This window comes from Pseudomonas sp. RU47 (assembly GCF_004011755.1).
Lineage (GTDB): Bacteria > Pseudomonadota > Gammaproteobacteria > Pseudomonadales > Pseudomonadaceae > Aquipseudomonas.
Genome location: NZ_CP022411.1, coordinates 923,452 through 941,508 on the forward strand (window position 1 = coordinate 923,452; position 18,057 = coordinate 941,508).

An 18,057-nucleotide genomic window follows, 5' to 3' on the forward strand; every position below is an offset into this window, starting at 1 on the left:
TCGGACGTCAGCGGTTTACCGCCGGCGTCTTGCAGGCTCCCAGCCTCAAGTTTTATCTGGATACACGTTTTACCCTGGACAGGCGTTGGGCCGATTCCCGACATTGCCCAAGAATTCGCAAGAAACCAGTTCCCCCAAGAGCCACAAAGAAGGTAGGACACCGTGAACCCGGTAATCAAAAAATTCCAGTTCGGTCAATCGACCGTTACCCTCGAGACTGGCCGTATCGCCCGTCAGGCCTCCGGCGCAGTATTGGTCACCGTTGACGACGACGTCAGCGTGTTGGTGACTGTAGTCGGTGCAAAACAAGCTGATCCAGGCAAGGGCTTCTTCCCTCTGTCGGTTCACTACCAGGAAAAGACCTACGCTGCCGGTAAGATCCCTGGCGGTTTCTTCAAGCGTGAAGGCCGTCCTTCCGAAAAAGAAACCCTGACTTCCCGACTGATCGACCGTCCGATCCGTCCGCTGTTCCCTGAAGGTTTCATGAACGAAGTGCAGGTTGTCTGCACCGTTGTTTCCACCAGCAAGAAGACCGATCCGGACATCGCTGCGATGATCGGTACCTCGGCTGCCCTGGCCATCTCGGGTATCCCGTTCGACGGCCCGATCGGCGCCGCTCGCGTTGCCTTCCACGAAAGCACCGGCTACCTGCTGAACCCGACTTACGAGCAGCAAGCGGCTTCGAGCCTGGACATGGTCGTTGCCGGTACTTCCGACGCCGTACTGATGGTTGAATCGGAAGCCAAAGAGCTGACCGAAGACCAGATGCTGGGCGCGGTACTGTTTGCTCATGACGAATTCCAGGTTGTGATCAACGCCGTTAAAGAACTGGCCGCTGAAGCTGCCAAGCCAACCTGGACCTGGGCTCCTGCGCCAGAAGCCACCGAACTGCTGGGCGCTATCCGTGCCGAGTTCGGCGAAGCGATCTCCCAGGCTTACACCATCACCGTCAAGGCCGACCGTTATGCGCGTCTGGGCGAGCTGAAGGATCAAGTCGTTGCCAAGCTGTCCGGTGAAGAAGGTCAGCCTTCGTCCAGCGAAGTCAAAGCCGCTTTCGGCGAAATCGAATACCGCACCGTTCGCGAAAACATCGTCAACGGCAAGCCACGTATCGACGGTCGCGACACCAAAACCGTACGTCCGCTGAACATCGAAGTCGGCGTTCTGCCGAAGACTCACGGTTCGGCGCTGTTCACCCGTGGTGAAACCCAGGCGCTGGTCGTTGCAACACTGGGCACCGCCCGTGACGCACAACTGCTGGACACCCTGGAAGGCGAGAAAAAAGACCCGTTCATGCTGCACTACAACTTCCCTCCGTTCTCGGTGGGCGAGTGTGGTCGCATGGGTGGTGCTGGTCGTCGTGAAATCGGTCACGGCCGTCTGGCCCGTCGTTCGGTTTCGGCCATGCTGCCAGCCGCTGACGTGTTCCCGTACACCATCCGTGTGGTTTCGGAAATCACCGAATCCAACGGTTCGAGCTCGATGGCTTCCGTTTGCGGCGCTTCCCTGGCCCTGATGGACGCTGGTGTGCCGATGAAGGCGCCGGTTGCCGGTATCGCCATGGGTCTGGTCAAGGAAGGCGAGAAGTTCGCAGTTCTGACCGACATCCTCGGTGACGAAGACCACCTGGGCGACATGGACTTCAAAGTAGCCGGTACCGCCAAAGGCGTTACTGCGCTGCAGATGGACATCAAGATCAAAGGCATCACCGAAGAAATCATGGAGATCGCTCTGGGCCAAGCCCTGGAAGCGCGCCTGAACATCCTCGGTCAGATGAACCAGATCATCGGCCAGTCGCGTACCGAACTGTCGGCCAACGCTCCGACCATGATCGCGATGAAAATCGACACCGACAAGATCCGTGATGTTATCGGTAAAGGTGGCGCGACCATCCGTGCGATCTGCGAAGAAACCAAGGCTTCGATCGACATCGAAGACGACGGTTCGATCAAGATCTTCGGCGAAACCAAGGAAGCTGCTGAAGCTGCACGTCAGCGCGTTCTGGGTATCACCGCTGAAGCCGAGATCGGCAAGATCTATGTGGGTAAAGTTGAGCGCATCGTCGACTTCGGCGCATTCGTCAACATCCTGCCGGGCAAGGACGGTCTGGTGCACATCTCGATGCTGAGCGACGCTCGCGTAGAGAAAGTGACCGACATCCTGAAAGAAGGCCAGGAAGTTGAAGTACTGGTACTGGACGTGGACAACCGCGGCCGTATCAAGCTGTCCATCAAAGACGTGGCTGCTGCCAAGGCTTCGGGCGTTTAATCACCCCAAAGCGTTAGCGCAATAAAAATGCCCCGCCGTGAAAACGGCGGGGCATTTTTTTGTCTGCGAAATATCGAGACATTCTGCGAAGTTGCCGGACTTCAGAACCGGTGCTAGGTTTAGCCCACCGCCCGTGTAGCTCAGCCGGTAGAGCAGCGCACTCGTAACGCGAAGGTCGCAGGTTCGATTCCTGTCTCGGGCACCACCTTCTTAAACACTCTCACCCATCGCAAAAGCGGATTTATGTTCCGCAGGTCAGCTTTTTGTGAGAGAGATGTAAAGAGCCGTGTAATTCGTCATGCAAACGTCCTATATTCGGAGCCTGCATGAGCATCGCCCAGCAGTTTTCAGATGATCCCGAATGGTTCCGAAGGCCGGACAAATCCGCGTCAGAGAGATCCTTGATGATCCAGATCCATCCTCCATTCCTAAGATCAGCGAGAACGCCATGACCGAATTAACTCAAGAGCAACGTCACGAACAAGCGCTGGAAAAGTACATTCTGGACGTACCGGACCTGAAAGAAGAGATCAAGGACCTGAGTCCCGATGATCAGAAAGATCAGATCCAGTGGGCCTTCGAAGACGAAGCCGAAGCCCAGGGCTTGCAGCCGTGGGAGTTGACACTCAAGTACACGAGCACGCCGGAAGAGTTCGAGGCGCAGCGCCTCGTGCTGCACAAAGAGGCGGCCGAAGTGCTGGGTGTCGAGTGGGAAGAGTACTGCGAGATGAATAATCTGGTGGTCTGATACAAAAACGCCAGCCTCAACCGGGCTGGCGTTTTTTATTGCGCGCAGTATTCAGAGACTGAGGCGCATCGACAGATCCACCGCTTTGACATCCTTGGTCATCGCGCCAATCGAGATGTAGTCCACTCCGGTTTCGGCGATCGGCAGCAGTGTGCTTTCGTTGATACCGCCGCTGGCCTCCAGTTTCGCCTTGCCGCCGTTCAGGCGCACGGCTTCGCGCATGTCATCCAGGCTCAGTTCGTCGAGCATGATGATGTCGGCGCCGGCGGCCAGTGCCTCCTTCAGCTCCTCCAGACTTTCCACTTCGACTTCCACCGGTTTGCCCGGGGCAATCTTGTGCGCGGCGGCAATCGCCTGCGGGATGCCACCGCTGGCGGCGATGTGGTTTTCCTTGATCAGGAACGCGTCGTACAGACCGATGCGATGGTTGTGGCAGCCACCGCAGGTCACCGCGTATTTCTGTGCCAGACGCAGACCCGGCAGAGTCTTGCGGGTGTCGAGCAGTTTGACCTGAGTGGTGCCGACGAAATCGGCAAGGTACTGCGCGCGCGTAGCTACGCCGGACAGCAATTGCAGAAAATTCAGCGCACTGCGTTCGCCGGTCAGCAGCGAACGGGCCGGGCCTTCCAGATGAAATAACGGTTGATTGGGCTTTACCCGCTCGCCATCGACCACTTGCCAATGCACCGCGACCCGCGGGTCAAGCTGACGAAACACCGCATCGACCCAGGCAGTGCCGCAGATAACGGCCGCGTCGCGAGTGATGATGGTGGCTTTGGCCAGGCGTTCGGCCGGGATCAGTTGCGCGGTGATGTCGCCGCTGCCGATGTCTTCGAGCAACGCACGGCGCACGTTGGCTTCGATTTCGGCGGTCAAGTCGGCGAGACGTAGATTCGGCATAACGGGCTCCACAAACAAAGTGGTTCGATTATAGGGGCATGGCGCGAGCCAACCCAAGGCGAGAACGCGCGTGCCAGCCTGCATCCGGTCGATTTTCTTTGAGCAAACCCGGCCAGGCGTGGTCACTGAAAGGGGCGGTATAGGGGAAACCCTGACGGCTATGGCGCCGGGTGCAAGTTATGAAAGATAATTCGCCTTGCATTTGACGTCATAGCTTTGACGTCCTGATTGAACTTGCGGGAGCGAGCCTGCTCGCGAATGCATTCTTTCAGTGACATTGCTACGGCTGACACACCGCCATCGCGAGCAGGCTCGCTCCCACAGGGATCCGGGTTGGCTTGACCGAACGAATCACCGTTTCAGGAGGCTTGGATGCACAACGACGGGAAAGTGGTGCCTTTGCACAAAGGCACTGCCGATCAGGCGAATCACTCGCCGCTCGCCCGCCTGCCTGTGATTCTGCTTCAGGTTCGCGACAAGGCTGCCCAGCAACTGCGCCACGGTTTGCAGGAGCTGTTCGATAACGCCGACGACACGCTGTTCGAAATGGCCGACCGGGCGCGCAACGACGTCGAACAGAACATCTTTTTCGAAGCCATGCGCGACCTGCGCCTGAAGCGCAAAAACATCGAACGCGGTTTTCTCGAGCAATTCTTCGAAGCCTTCGTCGGCCTGACCCAATACGATCCTGCGCACAACACGCTGCCGCACGCGCTGATATACGACGAGCTGGCCCCCCGCAACGACGATATGGAACGCAGCGTGGCGGTCGAGACCATGGTCGGTCGTGTGCTCAAGCGTGACGGCTTCGCCCTCGATCAACTGACCGCACGGCTTAACGCGTTGCTCGGCAAGACCCTCGATGATCAGCACAACCCGCTCGGCCCGGCGCTGCTCTGCGAGTTTTTCCTCCAGGCCGGGCGTAATCTGGGCGTGGAGATCAAGGTTAAACTGATCCTGCTCAAACTGTTCGAGCGCTATGTCCTGGCCGACACCGAACAGCTTTACGCCGAAGCCAATCAATTGCTGCTCGCCACCGGTGTGTTGCCGGACTTGAAGCCGGCCCCTGCACGCCGCGCCATTGATCGGGCGATCGCGAATGTGGAAAGTGGTGAAAGCGACGATCTGCCGCCTGTCGATGAAAGCGTGCAAGAGGTCTTCGCGGCGTTGCAAGAGTTGCTTTCGCATGTACGTGGCACTGTCGCACCGACGCTGGAATCCAGCTTTGCGGTTCAACCGATTTCCACCCGCGATCTGCTGCGCCTGCTCTCGCATTTGCAGCAATACGTGCCCGAGTTGGCGGCACAGGATGATTTCGATCTACGCAATCAGCTCGAACAACTGCTGACCCGGGTCAGCGTCAGAAGTGGCAAATCGCGGATTGTGGGCGATGCGGACGAAGATGTGATCAATCTGATTGCCATGGTCTTCGACTGCATTCTTGAAGACCGCAATGTCCCGGATTCGCTCAAGGCCCTGATCGCCCGGTTACAGATCCCGATGCTCAAGGTCGCGGTGCTCGACAAGAGTTTCTTCAGCCGCAGCACGCATCCGGCGCGGCGCCTGCTCAATGAAATCGCCGAGGCGGCCATGGGCTGGGGCGATTGTGACGGTGACGCGCGTGACAGCTTGTACCTGCGTATCGAACAAGTGGTGCAGCGCCTGCTGACTGACTTTGTCGATGATCCGGCGATTTTTTCCGAATTGCTCGCCGATTTCCTCGCGTTCACCAGTGATGAACGCCGTCGCAGCGAGCTGCTTGAACAGCGTCTGCGTGACGCCGAAGAGGGGCGAGCGAAAACCGAACTGGCCCGGCGCCGGGTCGAACGGGCTTTGAATCAGGCATTGCTGGGCAAGACGCTGCCGCCTTCCGTGGTCACCTTCGTACAGGATGCGTGGAGCAAAGTACTGCTGCTGACGTGCCTCAAGCATGGCGATCAGTCAGCCGAATGGCAGGCCGATGTGCAAACCATGGAGCAATTGATCTGGAGTGTGCAGCGTCACGAAGACGCTGAATCCAGTCTGCGCTTGCTGGCGCTGGTACCGGGGTTGCTCAAGTCGCTGCGTGATGGCCTGACCAGTTCGGCGTTCGACCCGTTCGCCACCAGCGAGTTTTTCAGCGAACTTGAAGCCCTGCATGTGCAGGTGCTGGAGCGCTCCGTCGAGGCAGAACCGGCCGCTTCGATGATTGAGGTCTCGCAACAGATCGTGCTGCAAAGCGCCGACGACAGCAGCATGGCGCTGTCATCGGCACGTTTGTCCCACGATGCCGTCGGTTTGCGCCAGGTCGAGCAACTGCGTCTGGGCAGTTGGGTGGCGTTTCAAGAGGACGATGAACACAGTCTGCGTTGCAAACTCGCGGCGATCATCGAAGCCACCGGCAAATATGTGTTTGTCGATCGCACCGGCATGAAGGTACTGGAGCGCAGTCGCCTTGCGCTGGCCGAGGAATTCCAGCGTGGTGCGATACGCGCACTGGATGACACCTTGCTGTTTGATCGGGCGCTGGAGTCGGTACTGGGCAATCTGCGGCGACTCAATCGCGGCAAGTGATCGCGCGTCGGGGGCCGATCACGGCATACTGGGCGCCAACACAGTCGGCGTTGAAGGAATCGGTATGCAGTTGGATCCCGCTAGCGGGTGGTGTCACGGGGTGCAGGTCTGCCCATCGCCCAACTTCAATGAACGCCCTGCGGGCGAAATTTCCCTGTTGGTTATCCACAACATCAGCCTGCCGCCGGCGCAGTTTGCCACGGGCAAGGTGCAGGAATTTTTCCAGAATCGTCTGGATGTCACCGAACACCCCTACTTTGCAGGGATCGCCGACTTGCGCGTTTCGGCGCATTTTCTGATTGAACGTGACGGCAAGGTCACCCAGTTTGTCTCCTGTCTTGAGCGGGCGTGGCATGCGGGTGTATCGGTGTTCGAAGGGCGCGAAACCTGTAACGATTTTTCCGTGGGCATCGAGCTCGAAGGCACCGATGATCTGCCGTTCACCGACGCGCAGTATCAGGCGTTGACGGCGCTGACACGTCAGTTGCAAAGCGCATTTCCGGCCATCACCGGCGCGCGCATTTGCGGGCACAGCGACATAGCACCCGGGCGTAAGACCGATCCTGGCCCGGCATTCGACTGGGCGCGTTACCGCGCGGCCCTGGCACAAGAGGAAGGACAATGAGTTTTCTGGTGTTACTGCTGGCGCTGTGGATCGAGAAGTTTTCGGCCCTGCGCCATCGGGTTCAACGCGATGGCGGATGGATCCGCGAACTGAACAAACTCGAAAGCAGCGAGCGTCTGGCGAAACAGCCGTGGCTGGTGCTGAGCATTCTGGTGCTGTTTCCGGTGGCCTTGCTGGCGCTGTTGCTGGTGGTGCTGGAGCCGGTGGCTTACGGCTTGCTGGCGTTGCCGGTGCATTTGCTGGTGGTGATTTACAGTCTGGGGCGCGGCGACTTGCTCGGCGGTCTCGGGCCGTTCCGTGATGCCTGGCGCCGTGAGGATCTGCAAGCCGCGGCGCATGTAGCCAAGCGTGATCTGAATATTTGCGCCGACAGCGGCGAGCAGTTGCTCGAGCGTGTGCAGGGGCATCTTCTGTGGCAGGCTTACCAGAGCTTTTTTGCGGTGATCTTCTGGTATTTCGTGCTCGGCCCGGTGGCGGCACTGGCCTATCGCTTGTTGGCGCTGGCGCAAGAACACGGGCAGAACCCGGCGCTGGTCGAGCGCGCCGCGCAACTGCGGCACGCCTTCGACTGGCTGCCGGTACGCTTGCTGGCGGCGAGCATGGCACTGGTCGGCAACTTTGTTGCGGTCAGTCGGGTGATGCTGCATGAACTGCTCAACTGGAACATCAGCGCGGCGCAACTGATCAATCGGGTCGGTTTGGCGGCAGGCGAGATTCCACCTCCAGTGGTCGGGCCGGAAGGCATCAACACCCTCGATTGCCTGTGGGAACTGCTGCTGCGCGCGGCAGTGCTGTGGTATGCCGGGTTTGCCCTGTGGACAGTCCTGATCCACTGATTTCACTGATTTAAAGAAAGATCAAAAGATCGCAGCCTGCGGCAGCTCCTACACAGGGATTGTGTGTTTCCTGTGGGAGCTGTCGCAGGCTGCGATCTTTTTGTCGTTAACCTTAAGTTACAAAACCTCCCTCCGATTTGAGCTATACAGAGATGGCGCTCGATAGTGGCTATCTGCTGTCGCCCCGCGCCTGCCAATAAAAACAAGAAAAACCAAGGGAGACTTCCAGTGAAGAGCTTGCTCTATCCCGCCGTCTCGCTGATGAACCGTCTGAGCTTCGGCATGAAGTTCAGCCTGATCAGCGTGCTGTTCCTGGTGCCGATGCTGGTGACCAATTTCTATCTGGTGCGCGATTCCTATCGCGAATTCCAGGGCACCCGCGTCGAGCTGCAAAGCCTTGATCTGCTGGGCAGCAGCCTGGCCCTGCGCCGGGATCTGGAAACCCTCAACAATCTGGTGCAGATCAACGTCAGCCTCGGCCAGTCGGGCAAGGCCGGGAATGTCGAGGCGCAGATCACCACGCTCGAACAGGCGGTTCTGGCGCGCCTGCAGGGACTGACGGCAATGACCGACGATCCCGAGCAGATCAAAGTATTCGACGACAAGCGTGATGAAATGATCGCCGCGTTCAAGGCCCAGCAAGTGGAAAACTCGCTGCAGAGTAAAAGCGCGTTGATTGGCAAACTGCTGGCCAGTGCGCAGATTTTCAGCCAGATCATCACCAGTCAGGCCGGGCTGAGCCGCGACAACCAGAGCGACATCCGTCAGCTCAGCGAACTGGTCACCCTGATTACGCCGACCGTCACGCAAACTCTCGGCGAAGGCCGGGCCATGGGTTCTTATTCATTGGGTCAGGGTTTTCTCAACAGCTCTTCAAGCACACGTTTCGACGAGTTGATGGTGCAGATCGAAAAACTCCAGGCCGAATACGGTTTGAAACTGCAGGACGCCCTCGGCTCCAGCAAAGCAGCGCGGGAAACCCTCAGCGCTGCGGCCGACAGCAGCAAGGCCTCGCTGAAACAGGCCAGCGAACTGTTCGAAGAGCAGGTCGTCATGGCCGACACCCTCGATGCGCCGTGGCAGGCTTTTTACGATCAGGTCACTGGGCTGATCGGCAAGACCTATGAGCTCAACGAAGCCACGTTGAAATTCCTCGACACTCAATTGCAGCAGCGTCTGGCGCAAAACCGCACACACATGGTCTTGCAGGCGGTGGCGCTGTCGGTGGTGTTTGTGCTGATTTTCTATCTCTACGGTGGTTTCTACGCCTCGACCCGCACCACGCTTAAACGCCTCGGGGCGATGATGGATAAGGTTGCGGCTGGTGACATGACGGTCAACTTCAAGGCCAGCAGTCGCGATGAGTTAGGTGAGTTGGGCGAGGTGTTCAATGGCACGGTGAGGAAGATTCACGACTTGATTGAACGGGTTGGTCAGACCGTCGCCGAGGTCGAACGTCAGGCCGGGCAGGTTGAAAACGTCTCCGCGCAGAGCAATCAGGCGGTGGCGGGACAGCGCACGCAGATCGAACAAGTGGCGACGGCGATGAACCAGATGTCGGCGACCTCACTGGAGGTGGCGCGCAGTGCCGCCGCAGCGGTGAGCAGTGCTCACAGCGTGAATGACGAGACCATCAATGGCCGTGGCCTGGTCGAATCACAGCAGGGCAGCATTGCCGCGCTGGCCAGCGAGATCGACCAGTCGGTGCTGGTGATCAACCAGTTGGCCAGCGACAGTCAGTCGATCAGCCGTGTACTGGAAGTGATCAAGAGCATCGCCGAGCAGACCAACTTGCTGGCGCTCAACGCGGCGATCGAAGCGGCACGTGCCGGCGAGCAGGGACGTGGCTTTGCTGTGGTCGCAGACGAAGTGCGTACCTTGGCCAAACGCACTCAGCAATCGACCGAAGAAATCGAACAGATGATCGCCAAGCTGCACGGCGGCGTCGGAGCAGCGGTGAAAGCCATGGGCGTCAGCCATCAGATGGCCAACGGCACGGTGGGGCAGTCGGAAAAGGTTCAGCAGGCGCTGGAAAACATCCTCGGCGCGGTCGGCATGATCGTCGATCAGAACCAGCAGATCGCCGCTGCGGTGGAGCAGCAAACGGCGGTGGCCCACGACATTGATCAGAATATCGTCGAGATCAACCGCGCCGGCGAACGCACGGCGCAAGGTGCGCACCAGACCGAAGATGCCAGCCGCGCGCTGTCAGCCCAAGTTGTCGAGCTTAAACAACTGATCAGCGCCTTCCGCGTCTGAGCTGTACACAAATCCCCTGTAGGAGCTGCGGCACGCTGCGATCTTTTGATCTTGATTTCAAAGATCAAAAGATCGCAGCCTCGTTTCACTCGACAGCTCCTACAGGGGGAGATGTGTTACCAGCCGAATACTTCGCAGCTGTTGGCGGTGCTGGCGGTGGCCAAATGTTCGGGGCTGATCTTCATCAACTCGGCCAGCGCCTCGCAGATCGCCGGCAAATGCGCCGGACTGTTGCGCTGACCGGGAAACATGACAGGTGCCATGTCCGGCGAATCGGTTTCCAGCACGATCGACTCCAGCGGCAGTTCCGCCAGCACCCGATGCATGCGCAACGCTTGCGGCCAGGTCGGTGCGCCGCCCAGGCCCAGTTTGAAACCGAGTTTGATGTACTCCCGCGCTTCTTCACGGCTGCCGGCGAAGGCGTGAATGATCCCCGCGCGTTTGAGCTTGAAGCGTTTGAGCGTAGCGATGATCGCCGCATGACTACGGCGAACGTGGATTAATGCCGGTAATTGGAAATCCGCCGCCAATTGCAGTTGCGCTTCGAACAGCGCCTGTTGCCGCTCGCGATCCAGCGTTTCGACGAAGTAATCCAGACCGATTTCGCCCACCGCACACAATTGTCGATGACCGCGCAGCCGGGTCAGCCAATCACCGAGCGCTGACACATCCTCAGGACGATGCTGATCGAGATACACCGGATGCAGACCGAACGCCGCGTACAAGTCCTTGTCGCTCTGCACCAGATCCCACACCCGTTGCCAGTTACCCTCATAAACCCCCAACACCACCATCCGCCGCACTCCGAGGGCGCGGCATTCGGCGAGCAACGCCGCGCGATCGGCGTCGAAGTCGGGGAAATCGAGGTGGGTGTGGCTGTCGATCAGCTCCACGGCTCAGTCCTGGTGGATACGCTGCTTGAAGGTCCGCGCGATGGCCTGCACACCGGGCTTGTACTCCGACTGCTCGACGGCGGCCAGCGCCAGTTCCAGCGCCTTGTCGGCGATCAACTGGTGCTGCTGGGCCATGGCGTTGACCGGCAGCGGCAGGAAATCCAGCAACTGCGTATCGCCGAAGGTGCCGAGGCGCAGTGGGCGCGATTTCAACGGGAAGTCATGCAACGCATCGAACACACCCTGTAGCAGCACGTAGGACGTAGTCACCAACGCATCGGGCAAATGCCCCAGGCGTTGCAGGAGTTCTTCCATCAACTGCTTGCCGCACTCACGGCTGAAAGACTCAGCATGTTCGACCAGCACTTCGCCTTTGAAGTCGACCAGCGCCTCTTTGAAACCGGCGGCACGTTCCTGGCTGATGCTCAGTTCCGGGCGCGCGCCGAGCAGTACGATCTGCTTCGGTTGCGGATCGAGCAGGCTCTGGGTCAGGTGCAGGCTGGCTTCGCGGTCGTCACTGATCACCGAGCAGAAATGCTCGGGTTCCATGACCCGGTCGATGGCGATGATCGGCAGACCTTTGGCCTGCAACTGCCGATAGCTGTCATCGCCGGCCGGCAGGCAACTGGCGACGATCAGCGCATCGCAACGGCGCGCGCGGAACAGTTGCAGCAATTGCCGTTCGCTGTCCGGCGCATCGTCGGAGCTGGCGATCAGCAACTGATAGCCACGCGCTCGCGCACCTTGCTCGAGCAGTTTGGCGATCCGCGCGTAACTGGGGTTCTCCAGATCCGGCAGAATAAAGCCCAGCGTGCGCGTATGCCGACTGCGCAGCCCGGCCGCTTGAGGGTTCGGCGTGAAGCCGTGCAGATCGACCACCGCCCGCACCCGCTCGACGGTGGCGGTGCTGATGCGTTGCTGTTCGGCCTTGCCGTTGATGACGTAGCTGGCGGTGGTCACGGACACTCCGGCCAACCGCGCGATATCACTGAGTTTCAACCCGGGATTTCCTTGTTTATTCGAGCTTGCCGCGACATTTTCGCCAATCCTACCCGATTAGGGCAGGCGACTATTGTCGCAGCGCATCCGACAAGTTGGACTTCAAGGATGAGACATTATCGAGTAACGTGCCGATCAATCTAGATTAAACGTTTCAGCAAGCGTATTTTCTACGTTTTAGACGCCTTTGACCGGTGCTGCCGTGAAACCGCCAAAACTGCCGCTGAAAAGCAAAGCGGCAGAGCGCCTAAGCTGCAACCATCCAAAACAATACCTGGCACTCATAAAGCGCCAAAAAGGAGATCGCATGCTCGAGCTCACTATAGAGCAGATATCCATGGGCCAATCGGCTGTGGATAAACCCGCTGCCCTGCAACTGCTCGCCAATCATCTGGTGGCCGATGGTCTGGTCGCCGACGGCTACCTCGCCGGATTGCAGGCCCGGGAAGCCCAGGGCTCGACCTTTCTCGGTCAAGGTATTGCCATTCCCCACGGCACCCCGGAAACCCGCGATCAAGTGTTCGCCACTGGCGTGCGCCTGATGCAGTTCCCGGAAGGCGTGGATTGGGGCGATGGCCAGATCGTTTATCTGGCGATTGGTATCGCTGCCAAATCCGACGAACACCTGCGCCTGCTGCAACTGCTGACCCGTGCCCTCGGCGAGACCGATCTGGGCCAGGCCCTGCGGCGCGCCAGTTCCCCCGAAGCCCTGCTGAAACTGCTGCAAGGCGCGCCGCAGGAGCTGGCGCTGGATGCGCAGATGATCGGCCTCGGCGTGTCGGCCGATGATTTCGAAGAACTGGTCTGGCGTGGCGCACGTCTGTTGCGTCAGGCCGATTGTGTGAGCAACGGTTTCTCGGCGGTGCTGCAACAGGTCGAAGCACTGCCGTTGGGCGATGGTTTGTGGTGGTTGCACAGCGAGCAAACCGTAAAGCGTCCGGGGCTGGCGTTTGTAACCCCGGACAAACCGATGCGCTACCTCGGCCAGCCGCTCAGCGGACTGTTCTGTCTGGCCAGCCTTGGCGAAGCGCATCAGGCGCTGCTTGAACGCCTGTGTGCGTTGCTCATCGAAGGTCGCGGCCATGAATTGGGGCGCGCCACCAGCAGCCGCAAAGTTCTCGAAGTGCTAGGCGGTGAATTGCCCGCCGATTGGCCGAGCGCACGCATTGCCCTGGCCAATGCCCATGGTCTGCACGCGCGTCCGGCGAAGATCCTTGCGCAACTGGCGAAGAGTTTTGATGGCGAAATTCGCGTGCGCATCGTCGACGGCCAGGACAGCGCAGTATCGGTGAAGAGCTTGAGCAAACTGCTCAGCCTCGGCGCCCGTCGTGGTCAGGTGCTGGAACTGATTGCCGAACCGAGCATCGCCGCTGATGCTTTGCCGGCCTTACTCGCCGCCATTGAAGAAGGCCTTGGTGAAGAAGTCGAACCGCTGCCAGCAGTAAGTCAGCAGCGCGAAGTCATCGCCGACATCGCCGAAGTGCTGATCGCTCCGGCGTCTGGCACTCAGTTGCAGGCGATCCCGGCAGCACCGGGCATTGCTATCGGGCCTGCGCATATTCAGGTGCAGCAGACCATCGATTACCCGCTGCGCGGCGAGTCCGCCGCGGTCGAGCGCGAACGCCTCAAGCAAGCCCTCAGCGATGTGCGCAGCGACATTCAAGGTCTGATCGAACGTAGCAAAGCCAAAGCCATCCGCGAAATCTTCATTACCCACCAGGAAATGCTCGACGACCCGGATCTCACCGACGAAGTCGACACCCGCCTCAAGCAGGGCGAAAGTGCCGAAGCGGCGTGGATGGCAGTGATCGAGGCGGCGGCCAAGCAACAGGAGTCGTTGCAGGACGCGTTGCTCGCCGAGCGTGCGGCGGATCTGCGCGATATCGGCCGCCGCGTGCTGGCGCAACTGTGTGGTGTGCAAACCCCGAGCGAGCCTGAGCAGCCATACATTCTGGTGATGGACGAAGTCGGCCCGTCCGACGTCGCGCGGCTGGACCCGGCGCGTGTGGCGGGGATTCTCACCGCACGCGGCGGCGCCACCGCGCACAGTGCAATCGTCGCGCGAGCGCTCGGGATTCCGGCGCTGGTCGGTGCTGGCGCAGCGGTGTTGTTGCTGGCGCCGGGCACGCCGTTGCTGCTCGACGGCCAGCGCGGTCGCCTGCATGTCGACGCCGATGCTGCGACCCTGCAACGCGCCGCCGAAGAACGCGACACTCGCGAGCAACGCCTGAAGATTGCCGCCGAACAACGCCACCAACCGGCACACACTACCGACGGTCACGCCGTTGAAGTGTTCGCCAACATCGGCGAAAGCGCGGGCGTGATCAGCGCGGTGGAGCAAGGCGCTGAAGGCATCGGTCTGCTGCGCACCGAACTGATTTTCATGGCCCATCCGCAAGCGCCGGACGAGGCGACGCAAGAAGCCGAATACCGCCGCGTTCTTGATGGTCTCGCCGGTCGCCCGTTGGTGGTGCGCACGCTGGATGTCGGCGGCGACAAACCGCTGCCGTATTGGCCGATCGCCAAAGAGGAAAACCCGTTCCTCGGCGTGCGCGGCATTCGCCTGACCTTGCAGCGGCCGCAGATCATGGAAGCGCAATTGCGCGCCTTGCTGCGTTCGGCGGACAACCGTCCGCTGCGCATCATGTTCCCGATGGTTGGCAGCGTTGAAGAGTGGCGTCAGGCCCGTGACATGACCAAACGTCTGCGCCTGGAAATCCCGGTCGCGGATCTACAACTGGGGATCATGATCGAAGTGCCGTCCGCCGCTTTGCTTGCGCCAGTGCTGGCCAAGGAAGTCGACTTCTTCAGCGTCGGCACCAACGATCTCACGCAATACACCCTGGCCATCGACCGTGGTCACCCGACGCTGTCGGCGCAGGCTGACGGCTTGCACCCGGCGGTGCTGCAACTGATCGACATCACCGTACGCGCGGCCCATGCCCACGGCAAATGGGTCGGCGTTTGCGGTGAACTGGCGGCAGATCCGCTGGCGGTGCCGGTGCTGGTCGGCCTCGGTGTCGATGAACTCAGTGTCTCCGGGCGCAGCATTGCTGAAGTGAAAGCGCGCATCCGCGAACTCAGCCTGACCCAGGCGCAAACCCTCGCTCAACAGGCCCTGGCCGTGGGCAGCGCGAATGAAGTGCGCGCATTAGTGGAGGCCCTGTAATGGCCAAGATTCTTACCCTGACCCTCAACCCAGCACTCGATCTCACCGTTGAGTTGCCACAGCTGGAGGCCGGTCAGGTCAATCGCAGCGACGAGATGCACACCCACGCCGCCGGCAAAGGCGTGAACGTCGCCCAGGTGCTTGCCGACCTTGGTCATCAATTGACGGTCAGCGGTTTTCTCGGCGAAGACAATCTGCAAGCGTTCGAAACCCTGTTCGCCAAGCGCGGTTTTGTCGACGCGTTTATCCGCGTGCCGGGTGAAACGCGCAGCAACATCAAGGTCGCCGAACAGGATGGCCGCATCACCGACATCAACGGCCCGGGGCCGGTGGTCGACGCCGCCGCGCAGCAGGCCTTGTTGGAGCGTCTGCTGCAGATCGCACCGGGTCACGACGCAGTGGTGGTGGCCGGCAGTTTGCCGCGCGGCGTCACGGCGCAGTGGTTGCGCGAGTTGATCGAACGGCTCAATCAGCTCGGTCTGAAAGTCGCCCTCGACTCCAGCGGCGAAGCGTTGCGCGAAGCCTTGAAAGCCAGCCCATGGCTGATCAAACCGAACACCGAAGAACTCGCCGATGCGCTCGGTTGCGAGGTGGTTTCCCACGCGGCGGAAGCGCAAGCAGCGGCGCGTTTGCATGCGCAAGGTATCGAGCACGTGGTGATCTCCCACGGCGCCGACGGTGTGAACTGGTTCAGCGTCGGTTCGGCACTGCACGCGACGCCACCGAAGGTCAGCGTCGCCAGCACGGTCGGTGCCGGTGATTCGTTGCTGGCCGGCATGCTTCACGGTTTGCTCAGCGCTGACACGCCTGAACAAACCCTGCGCACCGCCACCGCGATTGCGGCGATGGCGGTGACCCAGATCGGTTTCGGCATCAACGACGCTGCGCAACTGGCGCAGCTCGAACAGGGCGTGCGCGTGCGTCCCCTGACAGAACAATAAGAGGGTTTGTCATGAAATTAGCCATTGTTACGGCTTGCCCGAACGGCATGGTCACCAGCGTGCTGTGCGCGCGTCTGCTCGATGCCGCAGCGCAGCGTCAGGGTTGGAGCACCAGCGTTGAAGTGGTCGATGCGGCGCACCCGGAACGTGAGTTGTCGGCGGCGACCATTGCAGCGGCCGAGTGGGTTTTGTTGGTTGCCACCGGCGCGGTCGACATGACGCGTTTTGTCGGTAAACGTGTTTTCCAGATCGCCCCGGCGCAGGCGCTGCAGGATGTTGAAGCGGTGCTGCGTCGTGGTGCTGAAGAGGCTGCGGTTTACGTCGCCAGCGCGGCTGAACCGGTTGCTGATGCGCCGCGTGCGCCACGCATCGTCGCGATTACCGCGTGCCCGACCGGTGTCGCCCACACCTTCATGGCCGCTGAAGCTTTGCAGCAAACTGCCAAGCGTCTGGGCTATGAATTGCAGGTCGAAACCCAAGGCTCGGTGGGCGCGAAAACCCCGTTGAGCGCAGCGGCGATTGCCGAGGCTGACGTGGTGTTGCTGGCGGCGGATATCGAAGTCGCCACCGAGCGTTTCGCTGGCAAGAAAATCTATCGCTGCGGCACCGGGATCGCCTTGAAGCAGTCCGAAGCCACGCTGAAAAAAGCCTTGGCCGAAGGTGCAGTGGAAAGCGCGGCGGCTGACGGCAAAGTACCAGCCAAGCAAGAGAAAACCGGCGTTTACAAACACCTGCTGACCGGTGTGTCGTTCATGCTGCCGATGGTCGTGGCCGGCGGTTTGATGATTGCGCTGTCGTTCGTGTTCGGCATCACCGCGTTCAAGGAAGAAGGCACGCTGGCCGCTGCGCTGATGCAGATCGGCGGCGAGACCGCGTTCAAACTGATGGTGCCGTTGCTGGCGGGTTACATCGCCTATTCGATTGCTGACCGTCCAGGTCTGGCGCCGGGGATGATCGGTGGTCTGTTGGCGAGCACCTTGGGCGCTGGTTTTATCGGTGGGATCGTCGCCGGTTTCATCGCCGGTTATGCGGCCAAGGCGATCAGCCGTTATGTCGCCTTGCCGCAGAGTCTTGAGGCGCTGAAACCGATTCTGATCATCCCGCTGTTCGCCAGTCTGTTTACCGGTCTGGTGATGATTTACGTGGTCGGCAAACCGGTTGCCGGCATGCTCGGGGCGCTCACGCATTTCCTCGACAGCATGGGCACCACCAACGCGATTCTGCTCGGTGTGCTGCTCGGCGGCATGATGTGCGTCGACCTCGGCGGGCCGATCAACAAAGCCGCGTACGCGTTCTCGGTGGGGCTGCTGGCGTCGCAGAGTTATGCGCCGATGGCCGCGACCATGGCGGCGGGCATGGTGCCGCCGATTGGCCTAGGCATCGCTACGTTTATTGCGCGGCGCAAGTTCGCCCAGACTGAGCGCGAAGCGGGGAAAGCGGCGCTGGTGCTGGGTCTGTGCTTTATCTCGGAAGGGGCGATTCCGTTTGCTGCGAAAGACCCGTTGCGGGTGATCCCGGCGAGCATTGCCGGCGGTGCGCTGACCGGTGCGTTGTCGATGTATTTCGGCTGCAAGTTGATGGCGCCGCACGGTGGCTTGTTTGTGCTGGCGATCCCGAATGCGATCAATCATGCGTTGCTGTATCTGCTGGCAATTGTCGCCGGTAGTTTGTTGACCGCCGTCGTCTATGCAACGGTCAAACGCCCCGAAGCCGTCGAGCTGGCGCTGGAACCCGCCAAGGCCTGACTGACAACACAAATCCCCTGTGGGAGCGAGCCTGCTCGCGAATGCAATCTGCCAGCGACATGTATGTTGACTGGCACACCGCTTTCGCGAGCAGGCTCGCTCCCACAATGGTTGGTGGTGT

The 18,057-nt window shown here is 60.3% G+C and carries 12 protein-coding genes and 1 tRNA gene; 10 read left to right on the forward strand and 3 right to left on the reverse strand.

What is annotated here, in order from left to right; translation table 11 throughout:
* Positions 1-162 precede the first annotated feature (162 nt).
* The 3 genes from pnp (at position 163) to CCX46_RS04050 (ending at position 3,016) form a co-directional block, all read left to right on the forward strand.
* The gene (gene pnp / locus CCX46_RS04040; RefSeq protein WP_007915263.1) at positions 163-2,268 is read left to right on the forward strand and encodes a polyribonucleotide nucleotidyltransferase; all 2,106 of its coding nucleotides are present in this window, start codon (positions 163-165) and stop codon (positions 2,266-2,268) included.
* Between the two features lie 129 nt (positions 2,269-2,397).
* Positions 2,398-2,473: transfer RNA gene (locus CCX46_RS04045), tRNA-Thr, on the forward strand.
* A 243-nt stretch (positions 2,474-2,716) separates the two neighbouring features.
* A complete protein-coding gene (locus tag CCX46_RS04050) occupies positions 2,717-3,016 on the forward strand; it encodes a DUF6388 family protein (protein ID WP_123452824.1) in 300 nt (99 codons plus the stop codon).
* A gap of 51 nt (positions 3,017-3,067) precedes the next feature.
* On the opposite strand, the gene nadC is transcribed toward CCX46_RS04050, so the two are convergent.
* Entirely contained in the window at positions 3,068-3,916 is an 849-nt protein-coding gene (nadC, locus tag CCX46_RS04055) for a carboxylating nicotinate-nucleotide diphosphorylase (protein ID WP_127925793.1), read from the reverse strand.
* 372 nt (positions 3,917-4,288) lie between these two features.
* Between nadC and CCX46_RS04060 the strand changes: the two genes are divergently transcribed.
* From CCX46_RS04060 to CCX46_RS31110, 4 genes are all read left to right on the forward strand, one after another.
* Positions 4,289-6,469: a DUF1631 domain-containing protein gene (locus CCX46_RS04060; protein WP_127925794.1), complete on the forward strand. Its 2,181-nt coding sequence runs from the start codon at positions 4,289-4,291 to the stop codon at positions 6,467-6,469.
* Positions 6,470-6,533: 64 nt separating this feature from the next.
* Positions 6,534-7,094, forward strand: coding sequence for a 1,6-anhydro-N-acetylmuramyl-L-alanine amidase AmpD (ampD, locus tag CCX46_RS04065; protein WP_007915273.1), 561 nt, complete (start codon positions 6,534-6,536; stop codon positions 7,092-7,094).
* Positions 7,091-7,930, forward strand: coding sequence for a regulatory signaling modulator protein AmpE (gene ampE, locus CCX46_RS04070; RefSeq protein ID WP_127925795.1), 840 nt, complete (start codon positions 7,091-7,093; stop codon positions 7,928-7,930). The genes ampD and ampE overlap by 4 nt, the downstream gene beginning before the upstream one ends.
* Positions 7,931-9,484: 1,554 nt before the next feature.
* Positions 9,485-10,189 (forward strand): methyl-accepting chemotaxis protein, encoded by a 705-nt coding sequence (locus tag CCX46_RS31110; RefSeq protein WP_371857645.1) that lies wholly within the window; start codon positions 9,485-9,487, stop codon positions 10,187-10,189.
* A gap of 116 nt (positions 10,190-10,305) precedes the next feature.
* On the opposite strand, the gene CCX46_RS04080 is transcribed toward CCX46_RS31110, so the two are convergent.
* Both CCX46_RS04080 and cra read right to left on the reverse strand, forming a co-directional pair.
* The gene (locus CCX46_RS04080) at positions 10,306-11,082 is read right to left on the reverse strand and encodes a TatD family hydrolase (RefSeq protein ID WP_127925797.1); all 777 of its coding nucleotides are present in this window, start codon (positions 11,080-11,082) and stop codon (positions 10,306-10,308) included.
* Between the two features lie 3 nt (positions 11,083-11,085).
* On the reverse strand, positions 11,086-12,081 hold the full coding sequence (gene cra / locus CCX46_RS04085; RefSeq protein ID WP_095119519.1) for a catabolite repressor/activator: 996 nt from the start codon (positions 12,079-12,081) through the stop codon (positions 11,086-11,088).
* A 307-nt stretch (positions 12,082-12,388) separates the two neighbouring features.
* On the opposite strand from cra, the gene ptsP reads away from it, so the two are divergent.
* The 3 genes from ptsP to CCX46_RS04100 are packed head-to-tail and all read left to right on the forward strand — an operon-like array spanning position 12,389 to position 17,936.
* On the forward strand, positions 12,389-15,250 hold the full coding sequence (gene ptsP, locus CCX46_RS04090) for a phosphoenolpyruvate--protein phosphotransferase (protein WP_127925798.1): 2,862 nt from the start codon (positions 12,389-12,391) through the stop codon (positions 15,248-15,250).
* The gene (gene pfkB / locus CCX46_RS04095; RefSeq protein WP_127925799.1) at positions 15,250-16,191 is read left to right on the forward strand and encodes a 1-phosphofructokinase; all 942 of its coding nucleotides are present in this window, start codon (positions 15,250-15,252) and stop codon (positions 16,189-16,191) included. The genes ptsP and pfkB overlap by 1 nt, the downstream gene beginning before the upstream one ends.
* An 11-nt stretch (positions 16,192-16,202) precedes the next feature.
* On the forward strand, positions 16,203-17,936 hold the full coding sequence (locus tag CCX46_RS04100; protein WP_127925800.1) for a PTS fructose-like transporter subunit IIB: 1,734 nt from the start codon (positions 16,203-16,205) through the stop codon (positions 17,934-17,936).
* Positions 17,937-18,057: the final 121 nt, after the last annotated feature.